At 53.8% G+C, this 21,189-nt stretch carries 20 protein-coding genes; 11 read left to right on the top strand and 9 right to left on the bottom strand.

All coding sequences use genetic code 11. The features are described from left to right. Positions 1–102 precede the first annotated feature (102 nt). Both gcvP and WB371_RS08370 read left to right on the top strand, forming a co-directional pair. Positions 103–2,976 (top strand): aminomethyl-transferring glycine dehydrogenase, encoded by a 2,874-nt coding sequence (gene gcvP / locus WB371_RS08365; RefSeq protein WP_336219612.1) that lies wholly within the window; start codon positions 103–105, stop codon positions 2,974–2,976. 77 nt (positions 2,977–3,053) lie between these two features. Then, positions 3,054–3,797 (top strand): SDR family oxidoreductase, encoded by a 744-nt coding sequence (locus WB371_RS08370; protein WP_042999359.1) that lies wholly within the window; start codon positions 3,054–3,056, stop codon positions 3,795–3,797. Between the two features lie 87 nt (positions 3,798–3,884). On the opposite strand, the gene WB371_RS08375 is transcribed toward WB371_RS08370, so the two are convergent. Together WB371_RS08375 and WB371_RS08380 are read right to left on the bottom strand one after the other, a co-directional pair. Beyond that, positions 3,885–5,318, bottom strand: a complete 1,434-nt coding sequence (locus tag WB371_RS08375) for a 6-phospho-beta-glucosidase (protein ID WP_336219613.1) — start codon at positions 5,316–5,318, stop codon at positions 3,885–3,887. A gap of 119 nt (positions 5,319–5,437) precedes the next feature. Further along, a complete protein-coding gene (locus tag WB371_RS08380) occupies positions 5,438–6,166 on the bottom strand; it encodes a MurR/RpiR family transcriptional regulator (RefSeq protein WP_336219856.1) in 729 nt (242 codons plus the stop codon). Positions 6,167–6,218: 52 nt separating this feature from the next. Between WB371_RS08380 and yqfB the strand changes: the two genes are divergently transcribed. Together yqfB and trhA are read left to right on the top strand one after the other, a co-directional pair. Continuing rightward, positions 6,219–6,530, top strand: coding sequence for a N(4)-acetylcytidine aminohydrolase (gene yqfB / locus WB371_RS08385; protein ID WP_336219857.1), 312 nt, complete (start codon positions 6,219–6,221; stop codon positions 6,528–6,530). Between the two features lie 163 nt (positions 6,531–6,693). Further along, positions 6,694–7,353, top strand: a complete 660-nt coding sequence (gene trhA / locus WB371_RS08390; RefSeq protein WP_336219614.1) for a PAQR family membrane homeostasis protein TrhA — start codon at positions 6,694–6,696, stop codon at positions 7,351–7,353. Between the two features lie 67 nt (positions 7,354–7,420). Here trhA and ygfZ read toward each other — a convergent pair whose 3' ends face one another. Then, on the bottom strand, positions 7,421–8,401 hold the full coding sequence (gene ygfZ / locus WB371_RS08395) for a tRNA-modifying protein YgfZ (RefSeq protein ID WP_336219615.1): 981 nt from the start codon (positions 8,399–8,401) through the stop codon (positions 7,421–7,423). A gap of 255 nt (positions 8,402–8,656) precedes the next feature. Between ygfZ and sdhE the strand changes: the two genes are divergently transcribed. Beyond that, a complete protein-coding gene (gene sdhE, locus WB371_RS08400) occupies positions 8,657–8,923 on the top strand; it encodes an FAD assembly factor SdhE (RefSeq protein ID WP_336219616.1) in 267 nt (88 codons plus the stop codon). After that, a complete protein-coding gene (locus tag WB371_RS08405; RefSeq protein ID WP_336219617.1) occupies positions 8,904–9,311 on the top strand; it encodes a protein YgfX in 408 nt (135 codons plus the stop codon). The genes sdhE and WB371_RS08405 overlap by 20 nt, the downstream gene beginning before the upstream one ends. 65 nt (positions 9,312–9,376) lie before the next feature. Here WB371_RS08405 and fldB read toward each other — a convergent pair whose 3' ends face one another. Next, a complete protein-coding gene (fldB, locus tag WB371_RS08410; RefSeq protein WP_336219618.1) occupies positions 9,377–9,898 on the bottom strand; it encodes a flavodoxin FldB in 522 nt (173 codons plus the stop codon). A gap of 100 nt (positions 9,899–9,998) precedes the next feature. Here fldB and xerD point away from each other — a divergent pair, with 100 nt between their 5' ends. The 5 genes from xerD to lysS all read left to right on the top strand — a co-directional run bounded on the left by xerD (position 9,999) and on the right by lysS (position 16,087). Beyond that, positions 9,999–10,895: a site-specific tyrosine recombinase XerD gene (gene xerD, locus WB371_RS08415; protein WP_336219858.1), complete on the top strand. Its 897-nt coding sequence runs from the start codon at positions 9,999–10,001 to the stop codon at positions 10,893–10,895. Positions 10,896–10,918: 23 nt separating this feature from the next. Beyond that, entirely contained in the window at positions 10,919–11,632 is a 714-nt protein-coding gene (gene dsbC, locus WB371_RS08420; protein WP_336219619.1) for a bifunctional protein-disulfide isomerase/oxidoreductase DsbC, read from the top strand. A 5-nt stretch (positions 11,633–11,637) separates the two neighbouring features. After that, positions 11,638–13,371, top strand: coding sequence for a single-stranded-DNA-specific exonuclease RecJ (recJ, locus tag WB371_RS08425; RefSeq protein ID WP_336219620.1), 1,734 nt, complete (start codon positions 11,638–11,640; stop codon positions 13,369–13,371). A gap of 90 nt (positions 13,372–13,461) precedes the next feature. Continuing rightward, a protein-coding gene (gene prfB, locus WB371_RS08430) for a peptide chain release factor 2 (protein WP_336219621.1) occupies positions 13,462–14,560 on the top strand; the annotation gives its coding sequence in 2 pieces (ribosomal slippage) (positions 13,462–13,536 and positions 13,538–14,560; 1,098 coding nt in all). Between the two features lie 9 nt (positions 14,561–14,569). After that, positions 14,570–16,087 (top strand): lysine--tRNA ligase, encoded by a 1,518-nt coding sequence (gene lysS, locus WB371_RS08435; protein WP_336219622.1) that lies wholly within the window; start codon positions 14,570–14,572, stop codon positions 16,085–16,087. A 52-nt stretch (positions 16,088–16,139) separates the two neighbouring features. Here the strand turns inward: lysS and idi are convergent, their stop codons facing one another. From idi to guaD, 5 genes are all read right to left on the bottom strand, one after another. Next, positions 16,140–16,688: an isopentenyl-diphosphate Delta-isomerase gene (gene idi / locus WB371_RS08440; protein ID WP_336219623.1), complete on the bottom strand. Its 549-nt coding sequence runs from the start codon at positions 16,686–16,688 to the stop codon at positions 16,140–16,142. Positions 16,689–16,821: 133 nt separating this feature from the next. Then, on the bottom strand, positions 16,822–16,947 hold the full coding sequence (locus tag WB371_RS08445; protein ID WP_336219624.1) for a hypothetical protein: 126 nt from the start codon (positions 16,945–16,947) through the stop codon (positions 16,822–16,824). A 1-nt stretch (position 16,948) separates the two neighbouring features. Continuing rightward, positions 16,949–18,397 carry a nucleobase:cation symporter-2 family protein gene (locus WB371_RS08450; protein WP_336219625.1) on the bottom strand — a complete coding sequence of 483 codons (1,449 nt, stop codon included), beginning with the start codon at positions 18,395–18,397 and terminating at the stop codon, positions 16,949–16,951. A gap of 75 nt (positions 18,398–18,472) precedes the next feature. Then, a complete protein-coding gene (gene ghxQ, locus WB371_RS08455; RefSeq protein WP_336219626.1) occupies positions 18,473–19,840 on the bottom strand; it encodes a guanine/hypoxanthine transporter GhxQ in 1,368 nt (455 codons plus the stop codon). A 32-nt stretch (positions 19,841–19,872) separates the two neighbouring features. Beyond that, the gene (guaD, locus tag WB371_RS08460) at positions 19,873–21,189 is read right to left on the bottom strand and encodes a guanine deaminase (RefSeq protein ID WP_336219627.1); all 1,317 of its coding nucleotides are present in this window, start codon (positions 21,187–21,189) and stop codon (positions 19,873–19,875) included.

The raw sequence follows: 21,189 nt of genomic DNA on the forward strand, positions 1-21,189 counted from the left end.
TATCCGGCCTACAGATCGCGCGTAGGCCCGGTAAGAGCTAGCGCCACCGGGCAAACCAGACAGACAATCACGATTCACTGCACGTTTCAGGAACCATCGCCCATGACACAGACGTTAAGCCAGCTTGAAAACAGCGGCGCTTTCATTGAACGCCACATCGGACCGGACGCCGCGCAGCAGCAAGAGATGCTGAATGCAGTTGGCGCCGAGTCGTTAAACGCGCTGATAGGCCAGATTGTGCCGAAAGACATTCAGCTCGCGACCCCGCCGCAGGTCGGTGAGGCGGCGACCGAATACGCTGCGCTGGCTGAATTAAAAGTCATCGCCGGGCGTAATAAGCGCTTCACGTCGTACATTGGTATGGGCTATACCCCCGTGCAGTTGCCGCCGGTTATCCTGCGTAACATGCTGGAAAACCCGGGCTGGTATACCGCGTATACGCCGTATCAACCAGAAGTGTCCCAGGGGCGTCTGGAAGCACTGCTGAACTTCCAGCAGGTGACGCTGGATCTGACCGGGCTGGATATGGCCTCCGCATCGCTACTTGATGAAGCCACCGCCGCCGCAGAAGCGATGGCGATGGCGAAGCGCGTCAGCAAACTGAAGAACGCTAACCGTTTCTTCGTCGCAGCCGATGTACACCCGCAGACGCTGGATGTGGTTCGCACACGTGCGGAAACCTTTGGTTTTGATGTGATTGTGGATGAGGCGGCGAAAGTTCTCGATCACCAGGATGTGTTCGGCGTGCTGTTACAGCAGGTGGGAACCACCGGTGAAGTCCACGACTACAGCGCGCTGATTGGCGAACTGAAGTCCCGCAAAGTGATCGTCAGCGTTGCTGCCGACTTTATGGCGCTGGTGTTGTTGACCGCGCCGGGCAAACAGGGCGCGGACATTGTTTTCGGCTCAGCGCAGCGCTTTGGCGTTCCGATGGGTTACGGCGGCCCGCACGCGGCCTTCTTCGCCGCAAAAGATGAATTCAAACGCTCCATGCCGGGCCGTATTATCGGCGTATCAAAAGATGCCGCAGGTAATACCGCGCTGCGCATGGCAATGCAGACGCGCGAGCAGCATATCCGTCGTGAGAAAGCGAACTCCAATATTTGTACCTCGCAGGTGCTGCTGGCCAATATCGCCAGCCTGTATGCCGTTTATCACGGGCCTGTGGGTCTGAAACGCATTGCGAGCCGTATTCACCGTCTGACCGACATCCTGGCAGCGGGTCTGCAACAGAAAGGAATGAAGCTGCGCCATGCCCATTACTTCGACACGCTGTGCGTAGACGTGGCGGATAAAGCGGCGGTACTGGCGCGTGCGCAAGCGGCAGAAATCAACCTGCGTAGCGATATCCACAACGCGGTGGGTATTACTCTGGATGAAACCACCACCCGTGAAAATGTACAGCAATTATTCGCGGTACTGCTCGGTGACAACCACGGTCTGAATATCGATGCGCTGGACAAAGAGGTGGCGTACGACAGCCGTTCTATTCAGGAAAGCATGCTGCGTGATGACGCCATCCTCAGCCATCCGGTGTTTAATCGCTATCACAGCGAAACCGAAATGATGCGCTATATGCACGGGCTTGAGCGTAAAGATCTGGCGCTGAACCAGGCGATGATCCCGCTGGGTTCCTGCACCATGAAGCTGAACGCCGCAGCGGAAATGATCCCCATCACCTGGCCGGAATTCGCCGAACTGCATCCGTTCTGCCCGCCGGAACAGGCTGAAGGTTATCATCAGATGATCGCTCAACTTTCTGACTGGCTGGTTAAACTGACCGGTTACGACGCCGTCTGTATGCAGCCGAACTCTGGCGCACAGGGGGAATACGCGGGTCTGCTGGCGATTCGCCATTATCACGAAAGCCGTAACGAAGGTCATCGTGATATCTGTCTGATCCCGGCGTCTGCTCACGGGACCAACCCGGCTTCGGCACAGATGGCGGGTATGCAGGTTGTCGTTGTCGCCTGTGATAAGAACGGCAACATCGATCTCGGCGATCTGCGTGAAAAAGCCGGACAAGCAGGCGAAAATCTCTCCTGCATTATGGTGACTTATCCGTCCACACACGGCGTGTATGAAGAAACCATCCGCGAAGTGTGCGAGATTGTGCATCAGTTTGGCGGTCAGGTTTATCTCGACGGCGCGAACATGAACGCGCAGGTGGGCATCACCTCTCCTGGCTTTATCGGCGCTGACGTTTCGCACCTTAACCTGCACAAAACGTTCTGTATTCCGCATGGCGGCGGCGGTCCAGGTATGGGGCCGATCGGCGTGAAATCCCATCTGGCGCCGTTTGTTCCGGGGCACAGCGTGGTACAGATTGAAGGAATGTTGACCCGTCAGGGTGCGGTTTCTGCGGCGCCGTTTGGTAGCGCGTCGATCCTGCCGATAAGCTGGATGTACATCCGTATGATGGGCGCGGAAGGGCTGAAGCAGGCAAGCCAGGTGGCGATTCTGAATGCCAACTACATTGCCAGCCGTCTGAAAGAGGCTTTCCCGGTGCTGTACACCGGTCGCGATGGTCGCGTGGCGCACGAGTGTATTCTTGATATTCGTTCGCTGAAAGAAGAGACCGGCATCAGTGAACTGGACATTGCCAAGCGTCTGATCGACTACGGTTTCCATGCGCCGACCATGTCCTTCCCGGTTGCCGGTACGCTGATGGTTGAACCGACCGAATCGGAAAGTAAAGTGGAACTGGATCGCTTTATTAATGCGATGCTCGCCATTCGTGCGGAAATTGACAGTGTGAAAGCGGGCGTCTGGTCGCTGGACGATAACCCGCTGGTTAACGCGCCGCATACCCAGAATGAGCTGGTGGCCGAGTGGAATCACAGTTACAGCCGTGAAGTTGCCGTCTTCCCGGCCGGTGTCGCGAACAAATACTGGCCAACCGTGAAGCGTCTGGATGACGTTTACGGTGACCGTAACCTGTTCTGCTCCTGCGTGCCAATGAGCGAATACCAGTAATTTCCCACGGTAGTAAATCATTTACAGGCCGGGTAAGGCGAAGCCGCCACCCGGCTTTTTCATATTGGGGGAACGCTATGGGAATCGCACTGGTTACCGGCGGCAGTCGTGGCATTGGGCGGGCGACCGCGTTGCAACTGGCAGATGAGGGTTACACGGTTGCCGTTAATTTTCATCATAATATTCGGGCTGCCACCGAGGTGGTGAATAAGATAGTCGCCGCTGGCGGGAACGCGTTTACCCTGCGCGCAGATATCAGTGACGAAGCGCAGGTCGTGGCGATGTTCGAATCGATCGACCGTGAAAATGAGCCGCTGGTGGCGCTGGTCAATAATGCCGGAATTTTGTTTGAACAAAGTACGATCGAAAACCTCTCTGCCGAGCGGATTAACCGCGTGTTGGCGACCAACGTGACGGGTTATTTCCTCTGCTGTCGCGAAGCGGTCAAGCGGATGTCGCACAAACACGGCGGTCACGGCGGGGCGATTGTGAACGTGTCGTCAGCGGCGTCGCGTCTGGGCGCGCCGGGGGAATATGTTGACTATGCGGCGTCGAAAGGGGCCGTCGATTCTCTGACGACGGGACTGGCGCTGGAGGTGGCGGCGCAGGGTATACGGGTCAACGGTGTGCGTCCGGGTCTCATTTACACCGAAATCCACGCCTCCGGCGGCGAGCCTGGACGGGTGGATCGCGTGAAGTCGATGTTACCTATGCAGCGCGGCGGACAGCCGGAAGAGGTGGCGCAGGCCATTGCCTGGCTGCTGAGCGAGAAAGCGTCGTATGTCACGGGCAGTTTTCTGGAACTGGCGGGCGGGAAGTAAAATCTTGCCGGGTGGCGGCTCTGCCTTACCCGACCTACACGCTCTGGCTCGTAGGCCGGATAAGCGTAAGCGCCATCCGGCAATCCCTTAGAGATCCTCGCCGTTGCTGGCGATAACCGCTTTATACCAGTCGAAGCTCTTCTTACGTGAACGGGACATGTCGCCTGTACCGTCGTCATGCTTGTTCACATAGATAAAGCCATAGCGCTTGCTGTACTGACCGGTGGTAAAGGAGACGCAGTCGATGCAGCCCCAGGGGGTATAGCCCATCAGATCCACTCCATCATACGTTACCGCTTTCATCATCTCTTCCACATGCGCGCGAAGATAGTCAATTCGGTAGTCATCGTTGATGCTGCCGTCTTCTTCCACGTTGTCGTAAGCCCCAAAGCCATTTTCAACGATAAACAGCGGCTTCTGATAGCGCTCGTAAAGTTCGCACAGCGAGTAGCGCAGGCCGACTGGATCAATCTGCCATCCCCAGTCAGAGGCCTTAACGTGCGGGTTCGGTACGCTGCCTTCGAAGCCCGAAATGGCATCGCCGCTGCCGCCTTCGGCCTTCACCGCGTTAGTCATGTAGTAGCTGAAGCCGAGGTAATCGCAGGTACCTTCACGCAGAATCGCGGCATCGCCGTCTTCCATTTTAATGTTAAAGCCGCGACGCTCCCACTCGTTGAGGACATAGGACGGGTAGTAACCGCGCAACTGAACGTCGGTGAATACATAGCGCTCGCGCATGGACTCCTGTGCAAACATCACGTCTTCTGGTTTGCAGGAGAAGGGATACAGCGCGACCATCGCCAGCATACAGCCCACTTTCATTTCCGGGTTGATGCGACGGGCGGCTTTTACGGCTAACGCGCTGGCGACAAACTGGTGATGCAGCACCTGATACATGGTTTCTTCCGGGTTTTCATACCCGGTATACACCACCCCGGAACAGCAGTAGCCAAACAGCGGCGCGCGCCAGTTGCGCTGGTTGTTGATCTCGTTGAAGGTCATCCAGTATTTGACCTTATGCTTGTAGCGTTCAAACACCACTTCGGAAAAATGCACAAAGAAATCAACGAGTTTACGATTAGTCCAGCCGCCGTACTGTTGAACCAGGTACAACGGCATTTCAAAGTGAGACAGGGTAATGACCGGCTCGATGTTGTATTTCAGCAGCTCATCGAACATATCGTCGTAGAATTTAAGCCCTTCTTCGTTTGGCTGCGTTTCGTCACCTTGCGGAAAGATTCGGGTCCAGGCAATCGAGGTGCGAAAGCATTTGAAACCCATCTCGGCAAACAGTTTGATGTCATCCTTATAGCGACTATAAAAGTCGACGGCTTCATGGTTTGGATAGTATTTACCCGGCTCCACTTGCTGCGTGATTTGACGTGGTACCCCATGAGCGCCGCCGGTCAGCACGTCACAAATGCTGGGTCCCTTGCCGCCTTTGTTCCAGCCGCCTTCCACCTGATGTGCTGCGACCGCGCCGCCCCAGAGAAAATCTTTCGGTAAAGTGAGTTTTTTCATCGTTGCGTTATCTCAAATTAAAACAAACTGATTTGAGTCTAACAAAGGAAAGGTAAATGTCACGATATAACAAAATAACGAAACGGTAATTTGTTACCGGCAAAAAACAGTCTGTTTTTTTACGCTAATTTTTTCGCCAGCTTTCTTCCCAGTGATTCCAGAATATAAATAACGGGAATTTGGGTGGTGATATCGTAGACGCCGGCGATACGGGTTTGTGGAACATGCCAGGAGAGATTAAAGTCTGCCAGTTTAGCGAGGCGCGAGTGCTCATGACTGGTTATCGAAAGCACCTTGCAGTTGTGCAGGCTGAACTGGCCTGCAAACCTCAGGATCTCTTCGGTTTCGCCAGAGACGGATAACACAATCGCCAGCGCATTACGCGCCATATCGTTTGTCACCGGGAAATAAGGATCGTCGATATGATTACTGAATTTTCCGACATTAGAGAAAAAGCGCGCGCCATATTTCGCTAACGCACCAGAGGTTCCGGCGCCGACAAATATAATGCGCTCGGAGGCGAGAATAATTTCTACCGCCCGATCGAGTAATTGATCAAATTCATCGTTATTTACGCCTCGAAAGAAACTCATTATTTCGCTGGCGCCAAAATTAGCCTGTTGCGGTTCATTCTGCTCTAAATATAATTTAAACCGTACGCGAAATTCAGAGTAGCCTTCGCAGTGAAGCTTGCGACAAAAGCGCAGCACGGTGGTGGTTGAAACTCCCGCCGCTTCAGCCAGTTCGCGGATGGTCATGTACATGACTTTGTCACGGTTCTTAATGACATAGTTGTAGACCAACATCTCAATGTTGTTGAGACTGGCGATGGCGGCGTGGGAGAACATACTCACAATGGCAAAACTCACTCATCAGATTTTATCGACAGGGAATAATACCATGCAGCCAAATGACATCACTTTTTTTCAACGTTTCCAGGAAGACATTCTGGCAGGACGTAAAACGATCACTATTCGTGATGAGTCTGAATCTCACTTTAAAACCGGTGACATTTTGCGAGTCGGGCGTTTCGAAGACGATGGCTATTTTTGCACGATTGAAGTGTTGTCCACATCGACCGTTACGCTTGACACGCTGACCGAAAAGCACGCGCAGCAGGAAAATATGACGCTGGATGAACTCAGACATGTGATTAGCGAGATTTACCCCAATCAGTCACAATTTTATGTGATTGATTTTAAATGTCTTTGATTTAAATGAACATCTGTTAGTTGAAATTTTCACTTCAACGCCATGATTTATATATATTAATTAAAAAATGATAATTATTTTAGCTAACAGGTGTTCACTGGAACTATTCTCAGTTACGCTAGAGGCGCAATCACGAGTGTGTTCGTTTCTTCGGAGTTAAGCTATGGTCCAGAAACTCTCCATCGCCCAGGGATATTCACTGGCGGAGGAAATTGCTAACAGCATCAGCCACGGCATCGGGCTGGTGTTTGGTATTGTCGGTCTGGTGCTGTTGCTGGTTCAGGCGGTGGATATGAATGCCAGCGCGACGGCAATCACCAGTTACAGTCTGTACGGCGGCAGCATGATATTGCTGTTTCTGGCCTCGACGCTGTATCACGCCATTCCTCATCAGCGGGCGAAAATCTGGCTGAAAAAATTCGACCACTGCGCGATCTACCTGCTGATTGCCGGAACCTATACGCCGTTTCTGTTGGTGGGGCTGGATTCCGCTCTGGCGCGTGGGCTGATGATTGTGATCTGGAGTCTGGCGCTGCTCGGGATTTTATTCAAACTCACTATCGCGCATCGGTTTAAGGTGTTGTCGCTGGTGACTTACCTGACGATGGGCTGGCTATCGCTGATTGTGGTGTATCAACTGGCCATCAAGCTGGCGGCGGGAGGGGTAACGCTACTGGCCGTCGGCGGGGTGGTCTATTCACTGGGCGTGATTTTCTACGTCTGCAAACGCATTCCCTACAACCACGCTATCTGGCACGGATTTGTGCTGGGCGGCAGCGTGTGCCACTTTCTGGCGATCTATCTGTACGTTGGGCCAGCGTAAACGCCTTATCCGGCCTACAGGACTTGAGCGCAGAAGCGCCATCAAACGCCTTATCCAGCCTGCAGAGTTACTCTTCCAGTGAATAGGGCAGCGGTTCGATGCGCAAGGTATTGGCATCATCGCGTACGCGGAAAACGCTGTCGGTTTCCATATCGTTATTCATCACAACCTGCACCAGTACCTGGCCGTCATCCAGTTGCACAGCGGCGAGCACAGTACCTGTCCTGCGCCAGTTTTCGCCCATCTGTAACTCAAGATCCTCACCCGCTTCTGGTACCCGGCTCGCTTTCCCGGACAGATACCATAGCGCGCGTTTGTTCGCCCCACGGAATTTCGCCCGCGCCACCATCTCTTGCCCGGTATAGCAGCCTTTTTTAAAGCTGATCCCGCCCAGCGCCTGAAGATTGGTCGCCTGCGGAATAAATTGCGCACTATTGACTGAGTCAATCACCGGAATACCGGCTTCGATATCCAGCGCCAGCCACTGTTGACTGTTGTTCAGCTCGGCTTCACCGCGTAGTTTTTCCGTCACGGTTTCTGCGGTGGCAACATCCGTAATGAGCAGGAAACGCTCTGCCGGATATTCAAACCACAGCAGCGCCGTCGCGCCTTCGCGCGTGACGGGATTATCGCTACCCGGCAGTTCACTGAACACATTCGCTAGCGCGGCGCGTGCCTGAAAACCCGCGACGGCAAGCAATACGCGTTCGTTGTTCGGGGCAATCGTCACTTTCGAGAACACGGCGTATTTTTTCAGTTCGGTCACCTGCGCGTCACGCAGGCTACGGCGTTCAATCCAGGCAAAGCCGTCGCCATCGCGGAACAGACGCAGGTTGCTCCACATTTTACCTTTGGCATCGCAATGGGCTGCCAGCACGTGCTGGTGCTCTGTCAGTTGACTGACATCGGCAGTCACCTGACCCTGGATATACTTCTCGCTGTCAGCACCGGTAATTGTCGCCAGCGCCCAGTCATCTAACGTCATCAGCGTCAGAGGCAAACGCGAAGACGCTGACGGCTGACGAGGTGGAAATGGAGTAAATGCCATAATAATGTCCTGATTTGCTTAACGCAGGGATAATGACTAATGGTAAAAGAGCTATTGTCCAATGCAAGCGCTTTGATAACCCCATTTGTGCCTTATCGTTTACATTGCGAGGCGACATCCGGAAATGATGAAACCATTGACTTTATAGGGATTTAATCCGCGATCTCGCTTCTTATTATGGATATTCCCGTAAAACAGGTTGAAAAACACGTTACAATAGCCAGGGCGTTCATTTCGTGAGACAGGAAAAAGAACATGGATATTACCAATAAAGCACGTATTCACTGGGCATGCCGTCGCGGTATGCGTGAGCTCGATATTTCCATCATGCCGTTTTTCGAACATGAGTACGATGCGTTGAGTGATGATGAAAAACGTATTTTTGTCCGTCTGCTGGAGTGCGATGACCCGGATTTATTCAACTGGTTGATGAATCACGGTAAACCGGCAGATGCTGAACTTGAGCAGATGGTACGACTCATCCAGACACGGAATCGGGATCGTGGTCCTGTGGCAATCTGATCTTCGCGTCTCATGGCGCGCACAGTGGTTATCACTGCTCTTGCATGGGGTGGTGGCTGCTGCAATCTTATTAATGCCGTGGCCGCTGAGCTACACACCGCTGTGGTTGATACTGCTGTCACTGGTTGTATTTGACTGCGTGCGCAGTCAGCGCCGAATCAATGCCCGACAGGGCGAAGTGAAACTCCTGATGGATGGACGTCTGCGCTGGCAGGGACAGGACTGGTATGTCGTCACTGCGCCGTGGATGATAGAAACCGGGATGATGCTTCGGCTGCGTTCAGAATCTGGAAAGCGCCAGCATCTCTGGCTCGCGGAAGACAGTATGGATGACGCGGAGTGGCGGGATTTACGTCGCCTGATGTTGCAGTCGTCAATGCGGAAATAAGCGGAGTCAACCAAGGGTAAGGCTGACGGCAAACACCGTCAGTCCGGCAGGATGAGTTGAACGGCTCAGGAATAGTGTCCGGCCATTTCGCCGAGAATTTGTTCGCACCATGACTGAATGCGCTCATCGCTGAGATCGTATTGATTGGTTTCATCAAGGGCGAGGCCGACAAACAACTGGCCGTCAGCAATAACCGGTTTAGGGCTGGTGAACTCATAGCCTTCTGTTGGCCAGTAGCCGACAAATTTGACGCCTTTTGTCGCCAGTTTGTCATGCAGCATGCCCAGCGCGTCGAGGAACCATTCGCCGTAGCCTAGCTGATCGCCCATACCATAAAGTGCGACAATTTTGCCCTCAAGGTTAAGGTCGTCGAGTTGATCCCAGACGGCTTCCCAGTCTTCCTGAATTTCGCCGAAATCCCAGGTGGGGATCCCTAAGATCAGCACATCGTACTGTTCCATCAGGGCCGGGGCATCATCTTTAAGATTGTGCAGCGTAACCAGTTCCGGGCCGATGATGTCGCGAATTTTCTCCGCAGCCATCTCGGTATAGCAGGTGCTGGAACCGTAAAAAAGACCAATATTCATCGCGTAAACGTCTCAATACTTGCTATGACTTAACGCGTAGTGTACCAGAAAGCCATACCATTGAGTCATAATGGCGGATTGCAGAATCAAAGAGGCAGATGTGGAAAAGGATCTCGCTCGCATCGAACAATTCCTGGATGCGCTTTGGCTGGAGAAAAACCTGGCGGAAAACACGTTGAGCGCTTATCGACGCGACCTGACCATGTTGGTTGAATGGCTCGCGCATCGCAATGTGACGCTGGAAACGGTGCAAAGCGATGATTTGCAGGCATTGCTTGCCGAGCGCATGGAGGGGGGATATAAAGCGACCAGTACGGCGAGAATGCTGAGCGCGGTGCGTCGGTTCTTCCAGTACCTTTATCGTGAGAAACTCCGTACTGACGATCCCAGTGCGACGCTGGCGTCGCCAAAACTCCCGCAGCGCCTGCCGAAAGATCTCAGTGAAGCGCAAGTTGAGAGATTATTACAGGCGCCAGTGGTTGACCAACCGCTGGAGTTACGCGATAAAGCCATGCTTGAAATTTTGTATGCCACCGGCCTGCGTGTGTCTGAGCTTGTCGGGCTGACGATGAGCGATATTAGCCTGCGTCAGGGCGTGGTCCGCGTCATCGGTAAAGGCAACAAAGAGCGCCTCGTGCCATTGGGCGAGGAGGCGGTGTACTGGATGGAGACCTATCTGGAACACGGGCGTCCGTGGTTGCTAAACGGTGTGTCAATTGACGTGCTGTTTCCCAGCCAGCGCGCGCAACAGATGACGCGTCAGACCTTCTGGCATCGCATTAAGCACTATGCCGTACTGGCGGGAATCGACAGCGAAAAGCTGTCACCGCACGTTTTACGCCACGCATTTGCCACGCATTTGCTCAATCATGGTGCTGATTTACGTGTAGTGCAGATGTTGCTGGGTCACAGCGATCTCTCCACTACGCAGATTTATACACATGTCGCGACAGAGCGCTTGCGTCAACTTCATCAACAGCATCACCCAAGAGCGTGAATGCTGAGCGAACAGGAAAGATTATGAAAAAAGGTTTAATGATGTTTACCCTGCTGGCCGCCGCTTTTTCTGGCGTGGCAAATGCAGATGATGCGGCGATCCGCCAGTCACTGACCAAACTGGGTGTACAGAGCACAGATATTCAATCTGCTCCCGTGGCCGGGATGAAAACGGTGCTGACTAACAGCGGCGTACTGTACGTGACAGAAGACGGTAAACATATCATTCAGGGGCCGATGTATGACGTCAGTGGCGCGAGCCCGGTTAACGTGACCAATCAGTTGCTGATGAAGCAGATGAATGCGCTGGAAAAGGAAATGATCGTCTACAAAGCGCCGCAGGAAAAACACGTCATTACCGTCTTTACGGACATCACCTGTGGCTATTGCCATAAATTGCATGAAGAGATGAAAGACTACAACGCGCTGGGCATTACCGTGCGTTACCTCGCGTTCCCTCGCCAGGGCGTGGAGAGCCAGGCAGAGCAGGATATGAAGTCCATCTGGTGTGCAAAAGATAAGAAAAAAGCGTTTGATGACGCGATGGCGGGTAAAGGTGTGCAAGCGGCGGCTTGTGATGTGGATATCGCCAGCCATTACGCGCTGGGCGTGCAGTTCGGCGTGAGCGGTACACCGGCCATTGTGTTGAGTAACGGCTACGTGGTGCCGGGTTATCAGGGGCCAAAAGAGATGAAAGCGTTCCTTGACGCGCACCAGAAACAGACCAGCGGTAAATAATTCGCGTGAAACAACCGATACAACTTCGTCGGCGTGAAGTCGATGAATCGGCAGAACTGCCAGCCGATCTTCCTCCGCTGCTACGCCGTTTGTATGCCAGTCGTGGCGTACGCAGCGCAGAGGATCTGGAGCGCAGCGTAAAAGGCATGTTGCCCTGGCAGCAGCTAAGCGGTATCGAAAAAGCCGTCGACATCCTCTACAACGCTTTTCGTGAGAGGACGCGTATCATCGTGGTCGGTGATTTCGACGCGGATGGCGCGACCAGCACAGCGCTGAGCGTACTCGGCATGCGCTCGCTTGGGTGCGAGAACATCAGCTATCTGGTGCCTAATCGCTTCGAGGACGGCTATGGTTTAAGTCCGGAAGTGGTTGACCAGGCCCATGCACGCGGCGCGCAACTGATTGTGACGGTCGATAACGGCATCTCCTCACATGCTGGTGTCGATCACGCAAAAGCGCTGGGCATTCCGGTGGTGGTCACCGATCACCACTTACCGGGTGAAACGCTGCCTGCTGCTGAAGCCATCATCAACCCGAATTTACATGACTGTGATTTCCCGTCTAAATCGCTGGCGGGCGTAGGCGTAGCGTTTTATCTGATGCTTGCTCTGCGCACCTTCCTGCGTGATAAGGGCTGGTTTGATGAACGCGGTATCGCGCCGCCGAACCTCGCGGATCTGCTCGATCTCGTGGCGCTGGGAACGGTGGCGGACGTGGTGCCACTGGATGCCAATAACCGCATTCTGACCTGGCAGGGCTTAAGCCGTATTCGCGCCGGGAAATGCCGCCCGGGGATTAAAGCGCTGCTGGAAGTGTCCAATCGCGATCCGCAAAAGCTCACCGCCAGCGATTTAGGGTTTGCGCTGGGTCCGCGACTGAATGCCGCAGGCCGTCTGGATGACATGTCCGTCGGTGTGGCGCTGTTGCTGTGCGATAACATTGGTGAAGCGCGCGTACTGGCCAATGAACTGGATGCGCTAAACCAGACGCGTAAAGAGATAGAACAGGGAATGCAAGCTGAAGCGCTGACGCTTTGCGAGAAACTGGAACGCAGCCGCGAGACGCTGCCGGGCGGGCTGGCAATGTATCATCCTGAGTGGCATCAGGGGGTGGTTGGGATCCTCGCTTCACGCATTAAAGAACGTTTTCACCGCCCGGTGATCGCCTTTGCGCCAGCCGGAGACGGTACGTTAAAAGGCTCAGGACGCTCTATCCAGGGGCTGCATATGCGGGACGCGCTGGAGCGACTGGATACGCTGCATCCAGGGCTGATGATTAAATTTGGCGGTCACGCGATGGCGGCGGGGTTGTCGCTGGAGGAAGCGAAATTTGAGCTCTTCCAGCAGCGTTTTGGCGAACTGGTGACCGAATGGCTGGATCCGTCTTTGTTACAGGGCGAAGTGGTCTCTGATGGCCCGTTAAGCGCGGCAGAGATGACAATGGAGATTGCGCAACTGTTGCGGGATGCCGGCCCCTGGGGACAGATGTTCCCGGAACCGCTGTTTGACGGGCGTTTTCGCCTGCTCCAGCAGCGTCTGGTTGGTGAGCGCCATCTGAAGGTCATGGTCGAACCCGTCGGCGGCGGCCCGCTGCTGGATGGCATTGCGTTTAATGTTGATACCGCCTGCTGGCCGGATAATGGCGTGCGTGAAGTCGAGTTAGCCTACAAACTGGATATCAACGAGTTTCGCGGCAACCGCAGTTTGCAGATCATCATTGATAATATCTGGCCAATTTAGCGTCATCCTCTCTGTAAAAAAGAGCGCGGATTCGGTACAATCCCGCTCTTATCACCGCATATTGACAAGCCCAATAAAAGAAATCAGACCATGTTTGAAATTAATCCGGTAAAAAACCGCATTCAGGACCTCACGGAGCGCTCTGACGTTCTTAGGGGGTATCTTTGACTACGATGCCAAGAAAGAGCGTCTGGAAGAAGTAAACGCCGAGCTGGAACAGCCGGACGTCTGGAATGAGCCCGAACGCGCTCAGGCGCTGGGTAAAGAACGTTCCTCGCTGGAAGCAATTGTCGACACCCTCGATCAAATGTCTCAGGGTCTGGAAGATGTGTCCGGCCTGCTGGAGCTGGCTGTCGAAGCCGACGACGAAGAGACCTTTAACGAAGCCGTTGCAGAACTCGATACCCTGGAAGAAAAACTGGCGCAACTGGAATTCCGTCGTATGTTCTCCGGTGAGTATGACAGCGCCGATTGCTACCTCGATATCCAGGCCGGTTCCGGCGGTACTGAAGCGCAGGACTGGGCAAGCATGCTGGAGCGTATGTATCTGCGTTGGGCGGAAGCGCGCGGCTTCAAGACTGAAATTATTGAAGAGTCAGAAGGCGAAGTGGCAGGAATCAAATCCGTGACCATTAAGATTTCTGGTGAATATGCTTACGGCTGGTTGCGTACGGAAACCGGCGTTCATCGTCTGGTGCGTAAAAGTCCGTTTGACTCCGGCGGTCGCCGCCACACCTCGTTCAGTTCTGCGTTCGTTTACCCGGAAGTGGATGACGATATTGATATCGAAATTAACCCGGCTGACCTGCGTATCGACGTGTATCGCGCGTCGGGTGCGGGTGGTCAGCACGTTAACCGTACCGAATCTGCTGTGCGTATTACCCATATCCCGACCGGGATTGTGACGCAGTGCCAGAATGACCGCTCCCAGCACAAGAACAAAGACCAGGCCATGAAGCAGATGAAAGCGAAGCTTTATGAGCTGGAAATGCAGAAGAAGAATGCAGAGAAACAGGCGATGGAAGATAATAAATCCGACATCGGCTGGGGAAGCCAGATTCGTTCTTATGTCCTTGATGACTCCCGCATTAAAGACTTGCGTACCGGGGTGGAAACCCGCAATACGCAAGCCGTGCTGGACGGCAGCCTGGATCAATTTATCGAAGCAAGTTTGAAAGCAGGGTTATGAGGAACCAACATGTCTGAACAACACGCACAGGGCGCTGACGCGGTAACCGATCTTAACAATGAACTGAAAACGCGCCGTGAGAAGCTGGCTGGCCTGCGCGAGCAGGGTATCGCTTTCCCGAACGATTTCCGTCGCGATCACACCTCAGACCAACTGCACGCTGACTTCGATGCGAAAGAGAACGAAGAGCTGGAAGCGCTGAACATCGAAGTGACCGTTGCGGGCCGTATGATGACCCGTCGTATCATGGGTAAAGCGTCCTTTGTTACGCTGCAGGACGTGGGGGGCCGTATTCAGTTATACGTTGCCCGTGACGATCTGCCGGAAGGCGTTTACAACGAGCAGTTCAAGAAGTGGGATCTGGGCGATATTCTTGGTGCGAAAGGGAAACTGTTCAAGACCAAAACCGGTGAACTGTCTATCCACTGTACCGAACTGCGTCTGTTGACCAAAGCTTTGCGTCCTCTGCCGGATAAATTCCACGGTCTGCAGGATCAGGAAGCGCGTTACCGCCAGCGTTATCTGGATCTCATCTCTAACGATGAATCCCGTAACACCTTTAAAGTGCGTTCGCAGATCCTGGCGGGCATTCGTCAGTTCATGGTTGGTCGCGGCTTTATGGAAGTTGAAACGCCGATGATGCAGGTGATTCCAGGCGGCGCGTCTGCGCGTCCGTTTATCACCCACCACAACGCGCTGGATCTGGACATGTACCTGCGTATCGCGCCGGAATTGTACCTGAAACGTCTGGTGGTTGGCGGCTTCGAGCGTGTGTTCGAAATCAACCGTAACTTCCGCAACGAAGGGATCTCCGTGCGTCATAACCCAGAGTTCACCATGATGGAACTCTATATGGCATATGCGGATTACAAAGATCTGATTGAACTGACCGAATCGCTGTTCCGCACCTTAGCCCAGGACGTACTGGGTAAAACGCAAGTGCCTTACGGTGATGAAGTTTTCGATTTCGGCAAGCCGTTCGAAAAACTGACCATGCGCGAGGCTATCAAGAAATACCGTCCGGAAACGGAAATGGCCTCCCTGGATAACTTTGACTCCGCCAAAGCGATTGCTGAATCTCTTGGTATCAAGGTCGAGAAGAGCTGGGGTCTGGGTCGCATCGTGACGGAAATTTTCGAAGAAGTCGCCGAAGCGCATCTGATTCAGCCAACCTTCATTACCGAGTACCCGGCGGAAGTCTCACCGCTGGCGCGTCGTAATGATGTGAACCCGGAAATCACCGATCGCTTTGAGTTCTTCATCGGTGGTCGTGAGATCGGTAACGGCTTTAGCGAGCTGAACGATGCAGAAGATCAGGCGCAGCGCTTCCAGGATCAGGTTAATGCGAAAGCGGCGGGTGATGACGAAGCGATGTTCTTCGACGAAGACTATGTTACCGCGCTGGAACACGGTCTGCCGCCGACAGCGGGTCTGGGTATTGGTATCGACCGTATGGTTATGCTGTTTACCAACAGCCATACCATTCGTGACGTCATTCTGTTCCCGGCGATGCGTCCGGTAAAATAAGCTCCCCGGCGAATGACATTAACGAAAACCCCGGCTCGTATGCCGGGGTTTTTTACTTCTGGCGGCTAACGTTCAGCAATGAACCCCGTGCCGTTTCGTTTGACGCCTGCATCACCATCCACGGACTGAACGCCCAGGGCGTCGCGTCTATTGCCTGTAAAACCCGCTCCAGTTCGCACCACTGGAAATCCATCACCTCGTCGCGGTTAAGTCGTAACTCACTGGTTACCCGCGCGGCAAAAACCGGGCACACTTCATTCTCGACGATGCCATTGGGATCGACAGCGCGATAGCGGAATTCAGGGTAAACGGGGGAAAGAGCGGCAATTTCGACACCCAACTCATAACGGCAGCGGCGGATAATCGCCTCTTCGTTGCTTTCTCCTTGTTGCGGATGACCACACACTGAGTTCGTCCATACGCCCGGCCATGCCTTTTTGACCAGCGAGCGGCGGGTCACCAGGAGTTCGCCCTCTGGATTAAACAGCCAGCAGGAGAAGGCGAGATGCAAGGGGGTGTGAAAAGTGTGTGCCGCGTATTTTTCCAGCGTGCCGGAAGGCGTGTCCTGTGCATCCAGCAAAATGACGTGTTCCTGTCGCATAATTTCTCACTGTCAATCCTAATCATCGCCAGTATAAGGGATATCGCGACGTAATAATTAACGCTGTGAGTGTTCGAAAATGGATTTCGACATCCATAGCTGAAGGCTACGGATGTCGGGACAGGAAAATCATTCAGAAAAACAGCAGCATAAAATGGAATCGACTTTCGATACCCAGCGCAATACCGTCAGAAACCGCGGGGATAGATATCAACATGAGCAGCAGGGTAGCGATCAGGCAGCGTAAAAAAAGATTCATGCTATTCATCCTGTTGGCTTTTTTTCAGTTTGCGCATGAGCAACCACATTCGCACCGTCCTGACTTTCAGGTTTTTATCGGAAATGGATTCCTGTACCAGTCCGGTATGGTGGTGATAACCATTGAAAAACAGGTTCAGCACAACAGCGCTGGAGGTGGCTAACATAATGCCACTGTGCAGCAGCGGCTGGAGAACAGCGGGTAACTGTGAAAAAAAGTCATGTGATAAGGTCGGTGTCATGCCGACGCCGAGGCTGATTGCGACAATGTAGAGGTTGTAGCGGTTGGTGGTGTAATTGCAGCGGGACAGAATGCGGATCCCGGTCGCCAGCACCATGCCAAACATCACCAGACCCGCGCCACCGAGGACGAACTGAGGAATAGAGGCAACCAAAACCGCCATTTTAGGCACCATGCCAAACACAATGAGAATGGCGCCTGAGGCAATGCAGACCCAACGACTGTGAACACGCGTGACGCTCACCAGCCCCACATTTTGTGAAAAAGAGGTATGCGGAAAGCTATTAAACAGCCCGCCAATCATGGTTCCGACGCCGTCAACGCGCAGACCGCGAATGATATCCTGGGAAGACAATTTGCGACCGACAATTTCGCCAAGCGCCAGAAACATCCCCATCGATTCAATAAAAACGATAATCAACACCGCCGTCATGGTCAGAATCGACACCGGGTCAAAAACGGGGACACCAAAGGCCATTGGGGTGACAACCGCGAACCATGACGCATCGTGCAGGCCTGACAAATTAACTTCATTCATCATCCATGACAGCGCGAAACCGAATATGATGCCTAACAGGACAGCGACATTTGACAGAAAGCCTTTGGCATAACGCGTAATGAGTAAAATGAAAATTAAAACAGCAAACGAAATCCCCAAATAGACCGGATTCCCATACTCCGGATTACCTTTTCCACCTGCAGCCCAGTCAACTCCTACCTGAATAATACTCAGCCCGATTGAGGTGATAACCACGCCCGTCACCAGAGGGGGAAATAACGGCATTAAGCGGCCGATAAGCGGTGCCAGAAGCGTGGTGATCGCTCCTGCGGCGATGGTCGCGCCAAAAATACCCAACAGGCCGATATCCGGATTGATGCCAATGGCAATCATTGGCGTCACGGCGGCAAACGTGACGGACATGATCACCGGCAGGCGAATGCCCATGAAACGGCCAATGCCGATACATTGCAACAGGGTCACAATACCGCAGCAAAAGAGATCGGAACTGATTAACAGCGCAATGGCCTCTTTACCCAGTCCGAGCCTATCGCCAATCATTAGGGGAACAGCGACCGCGCCAGCGTACATGACCAGCACATGTTGCAAACCGAGTATCACCAGCTTTCCTGGCGGTAACAGACGGTCGACCTCATCGGTGGCGCGGTCGTGCCCCGAAGAGGGGGAGAACTGCGGATCTACGGCGCTCATGCGTTTCCTCCTTTATCTCGCCAGCGTAATCGGACTACGTCAAACCACTCCGCGCAGCATTGCGCGGAGTGGTGTTTAAATCGCCCATCCGCCCGCGTAAAACGCCACCAGGGCGATGGTAATGATGACGGTGCCAATATTCAGTTTCTGCCATTCCCGGGCAAAAATACGGCCAACAACCAGGCTTACAAAACCGAGCATAATGCCGGTGACAATATTGCATGTCAGAACGATAAAGACCGCGCAAACCAGGCCGGCCATCGCATCGATAAAGTCATCAAAATTCAGTTTTGAAACGTTACTCAGCATCAACAAGCCGACGTACATCAGCGCCGGTGCGGTCGCGTAACCTGGAATCAGGTAAGAGAGGGGGGATAAAAACAGGATCAGCAGGAACAAAATACCAACCACCGTGGCGGTAAGCCCTGTTTTTCCTCCGGCGGCAGTCCCCGCAGCGGATTCAATATAGACGGCGGCGGGTGCAGCCCCAACCAGCCCGGAAAACAGGGAACTGACGGAGTCACTGGCCAGCGCTTTACCGCCGTTGATTATCTGGTTGTCTTTATCCAGCAGATTTGCCTGGCCCGCGACGGCGCGGATTGTTCCGGTCGCATCAAATACAGCCGTCATGACCAGCGCCAGGACGCTGGGCAGGACGACGGGTTGTAATGCGCCCATAATATCGAGGCTGAAAATCAGCGAATTACCATCTTCTCCACTCAGACTCGGCATTGCCACCAGCCCGTGAAATTTGACGGCGGGATCAAATATCAAACCGATAATGGAGATAGCGATAATCACCAGCAGGATCCCGCCGGGCACACGACATTTCTCCAGACCGAAGATCACCGCCAGTCCCAGCAGGCTCATCAGCACGGGGAAAGAGGTAAATGCGCCGAGCGCCACCGGCAATCCTTCCAGCGGGTTTTTGATCACCATGCCGACGCCGTTTGCCGCAATCAGCAGCAGAAACAGGCCAATGCCAATCCCGGTACCGTGCGCGATACCTATAGGTAAATTACGCAGGATCCAGGTGCGCACGCCGGTGACCGAAATGGCGGTAAAAATAACCCCCATCAGGAACACGGCGCCGAGCGCGACAGGAATACTGATCTGCTGTCCCAGCACCAGGCTGAATGCGGTAAAGGCGGTTAGCGAAATCGCACAGCCGATCGCCATCGGCAGATTGGCCCATAGCCCCATCAGCAGCGATCCGAATCCTGCGACGAGGCAGGTTGCGACAAACACAGCGGCGGGAGGAAATCCCGCTTTGCCCAGCATTCCGGGCACAACAATGACCGAATAGACCATCGCCAGAAAGGTGGTTAATCCGGCGACTACCTCCCGGCGCACAGTGCTGCCACGCGCCGAAATTTGAAAGTAATTATCGAGCGCGCCGCGTGGTTTTGACGCGCCAGGGGTTTGCAGAATATCTCCAGACATAATGATGTCCTCAGCAGGATGTTAGCGTTCTGTCAGGTCCGTTCATATACCAGGCGACCATCGACGTACGTGCGATAAATCGAGCGATCGTCGCCCAACGTCATCATCACGAACAATTTGTCGACCAGGGATGTTGAGTTGTCATAGCGCAACTGTTGCAGCGGCGTCGCCGTTGGTTCCAGCACAACGAAATCTGCCTCTTTGCCGGGCGTAAAGTTGCCTATCAGATGATCCAGGCCCAGCGCCTTTGCGCCGCCGAGCGTCGCCAGATAAAAGGCTTCATATGCCGAGAGTCGATCGCCTTGCAGTTGCACCACTTTGTAGGCTTCATTCAGCGTCTGTAGCATGTTGAACGTGGTGCCCGCGCCGATATCCGTCCCCATACCGACGTTGATTTTCTTGCGCCAGGCTTTTTTCAGATTGAATAAGCCGCTGCCGAGGTAAAGGTTGGAGGTCGGACAAAAGGCGATGCTGGAGTGGGTCTCGCTCAGGCGATCCCACTCTTTTTCTTCCAGATGGACGCAGTGGGCAAAGACGCAGTTTTTGCCCGTTAGTCCGTATTGGTGGTACACGTCCAGATAGCCGTCATGATCGGGATAAAGTGCGTTGACCCAGGCGATTTCATCTTTGTTTTCACAAAGATGGGTATGCACCCAGGTATCGGGGTACTCTTCCCGCAGACGTTGCGCCATCGCCATCTGCTGCGGGGAGGAGGTCGGCGCGAAGCGCGGCGTGATGGCATACAGCAGCCGGCCATTTTTATGCCAGCGTTCAATGAGCGCCTTGCTTTGCAGATAACTGCTTTCGGCGTCATCCAGGAGATAATCCGGCGCGTTACGATCCATCATCACTTTGCCGGCGATCATCCGCATATTGATATGGCTTGCGGCTTCAAATAGCGCATCCACCGACTGCGGGTGGACTGTGCCAAACACCAGCGCGCTGGTGGTGCCATTACGCAACAGTTGTTTGATGAAAAAGGAGGACATCTCGCGCGCGTAATCCCGATCTTCGTAGCGTTTTTCGGTGGGGAAGGTGTGTTTATTCAGCCATTCCAATAGCTGTTCACCGTAGGCGCCGACCATTTCGCTCTGCGGGTAGTGGATATGCGTATCGACAAATCCCGGCACCACCAGTTTTCCGCGATAGTCGCGAATACGAATGGAATCCGGGATCTGATGCTTCCCTTCTTCCCATTCGCCAAACCACGCCACTTTTCCCTCGCGAATCAGGAGCAGGCCGTCTTCGACAAAACGGAGCGCGGCGGCGATCTCTTCGGGATCTTCAACAGTACGGGATAGATCAATAAAGCTGCCCCGTATCGCTTTCAATGTATGTTCTCCTGACAT

This window comes from Citrobacter amalonaticus (genome assembly GCF_037053465.1).
In the GTDB taxonomy this organism is placed as follows: Bacteria; Pseudomonadota; Gammaproteobacteria; order Enterobacterales; family Enterobacteriaceae; genus Citrobacter_A; species Citrobacter_A amalonaticus_H.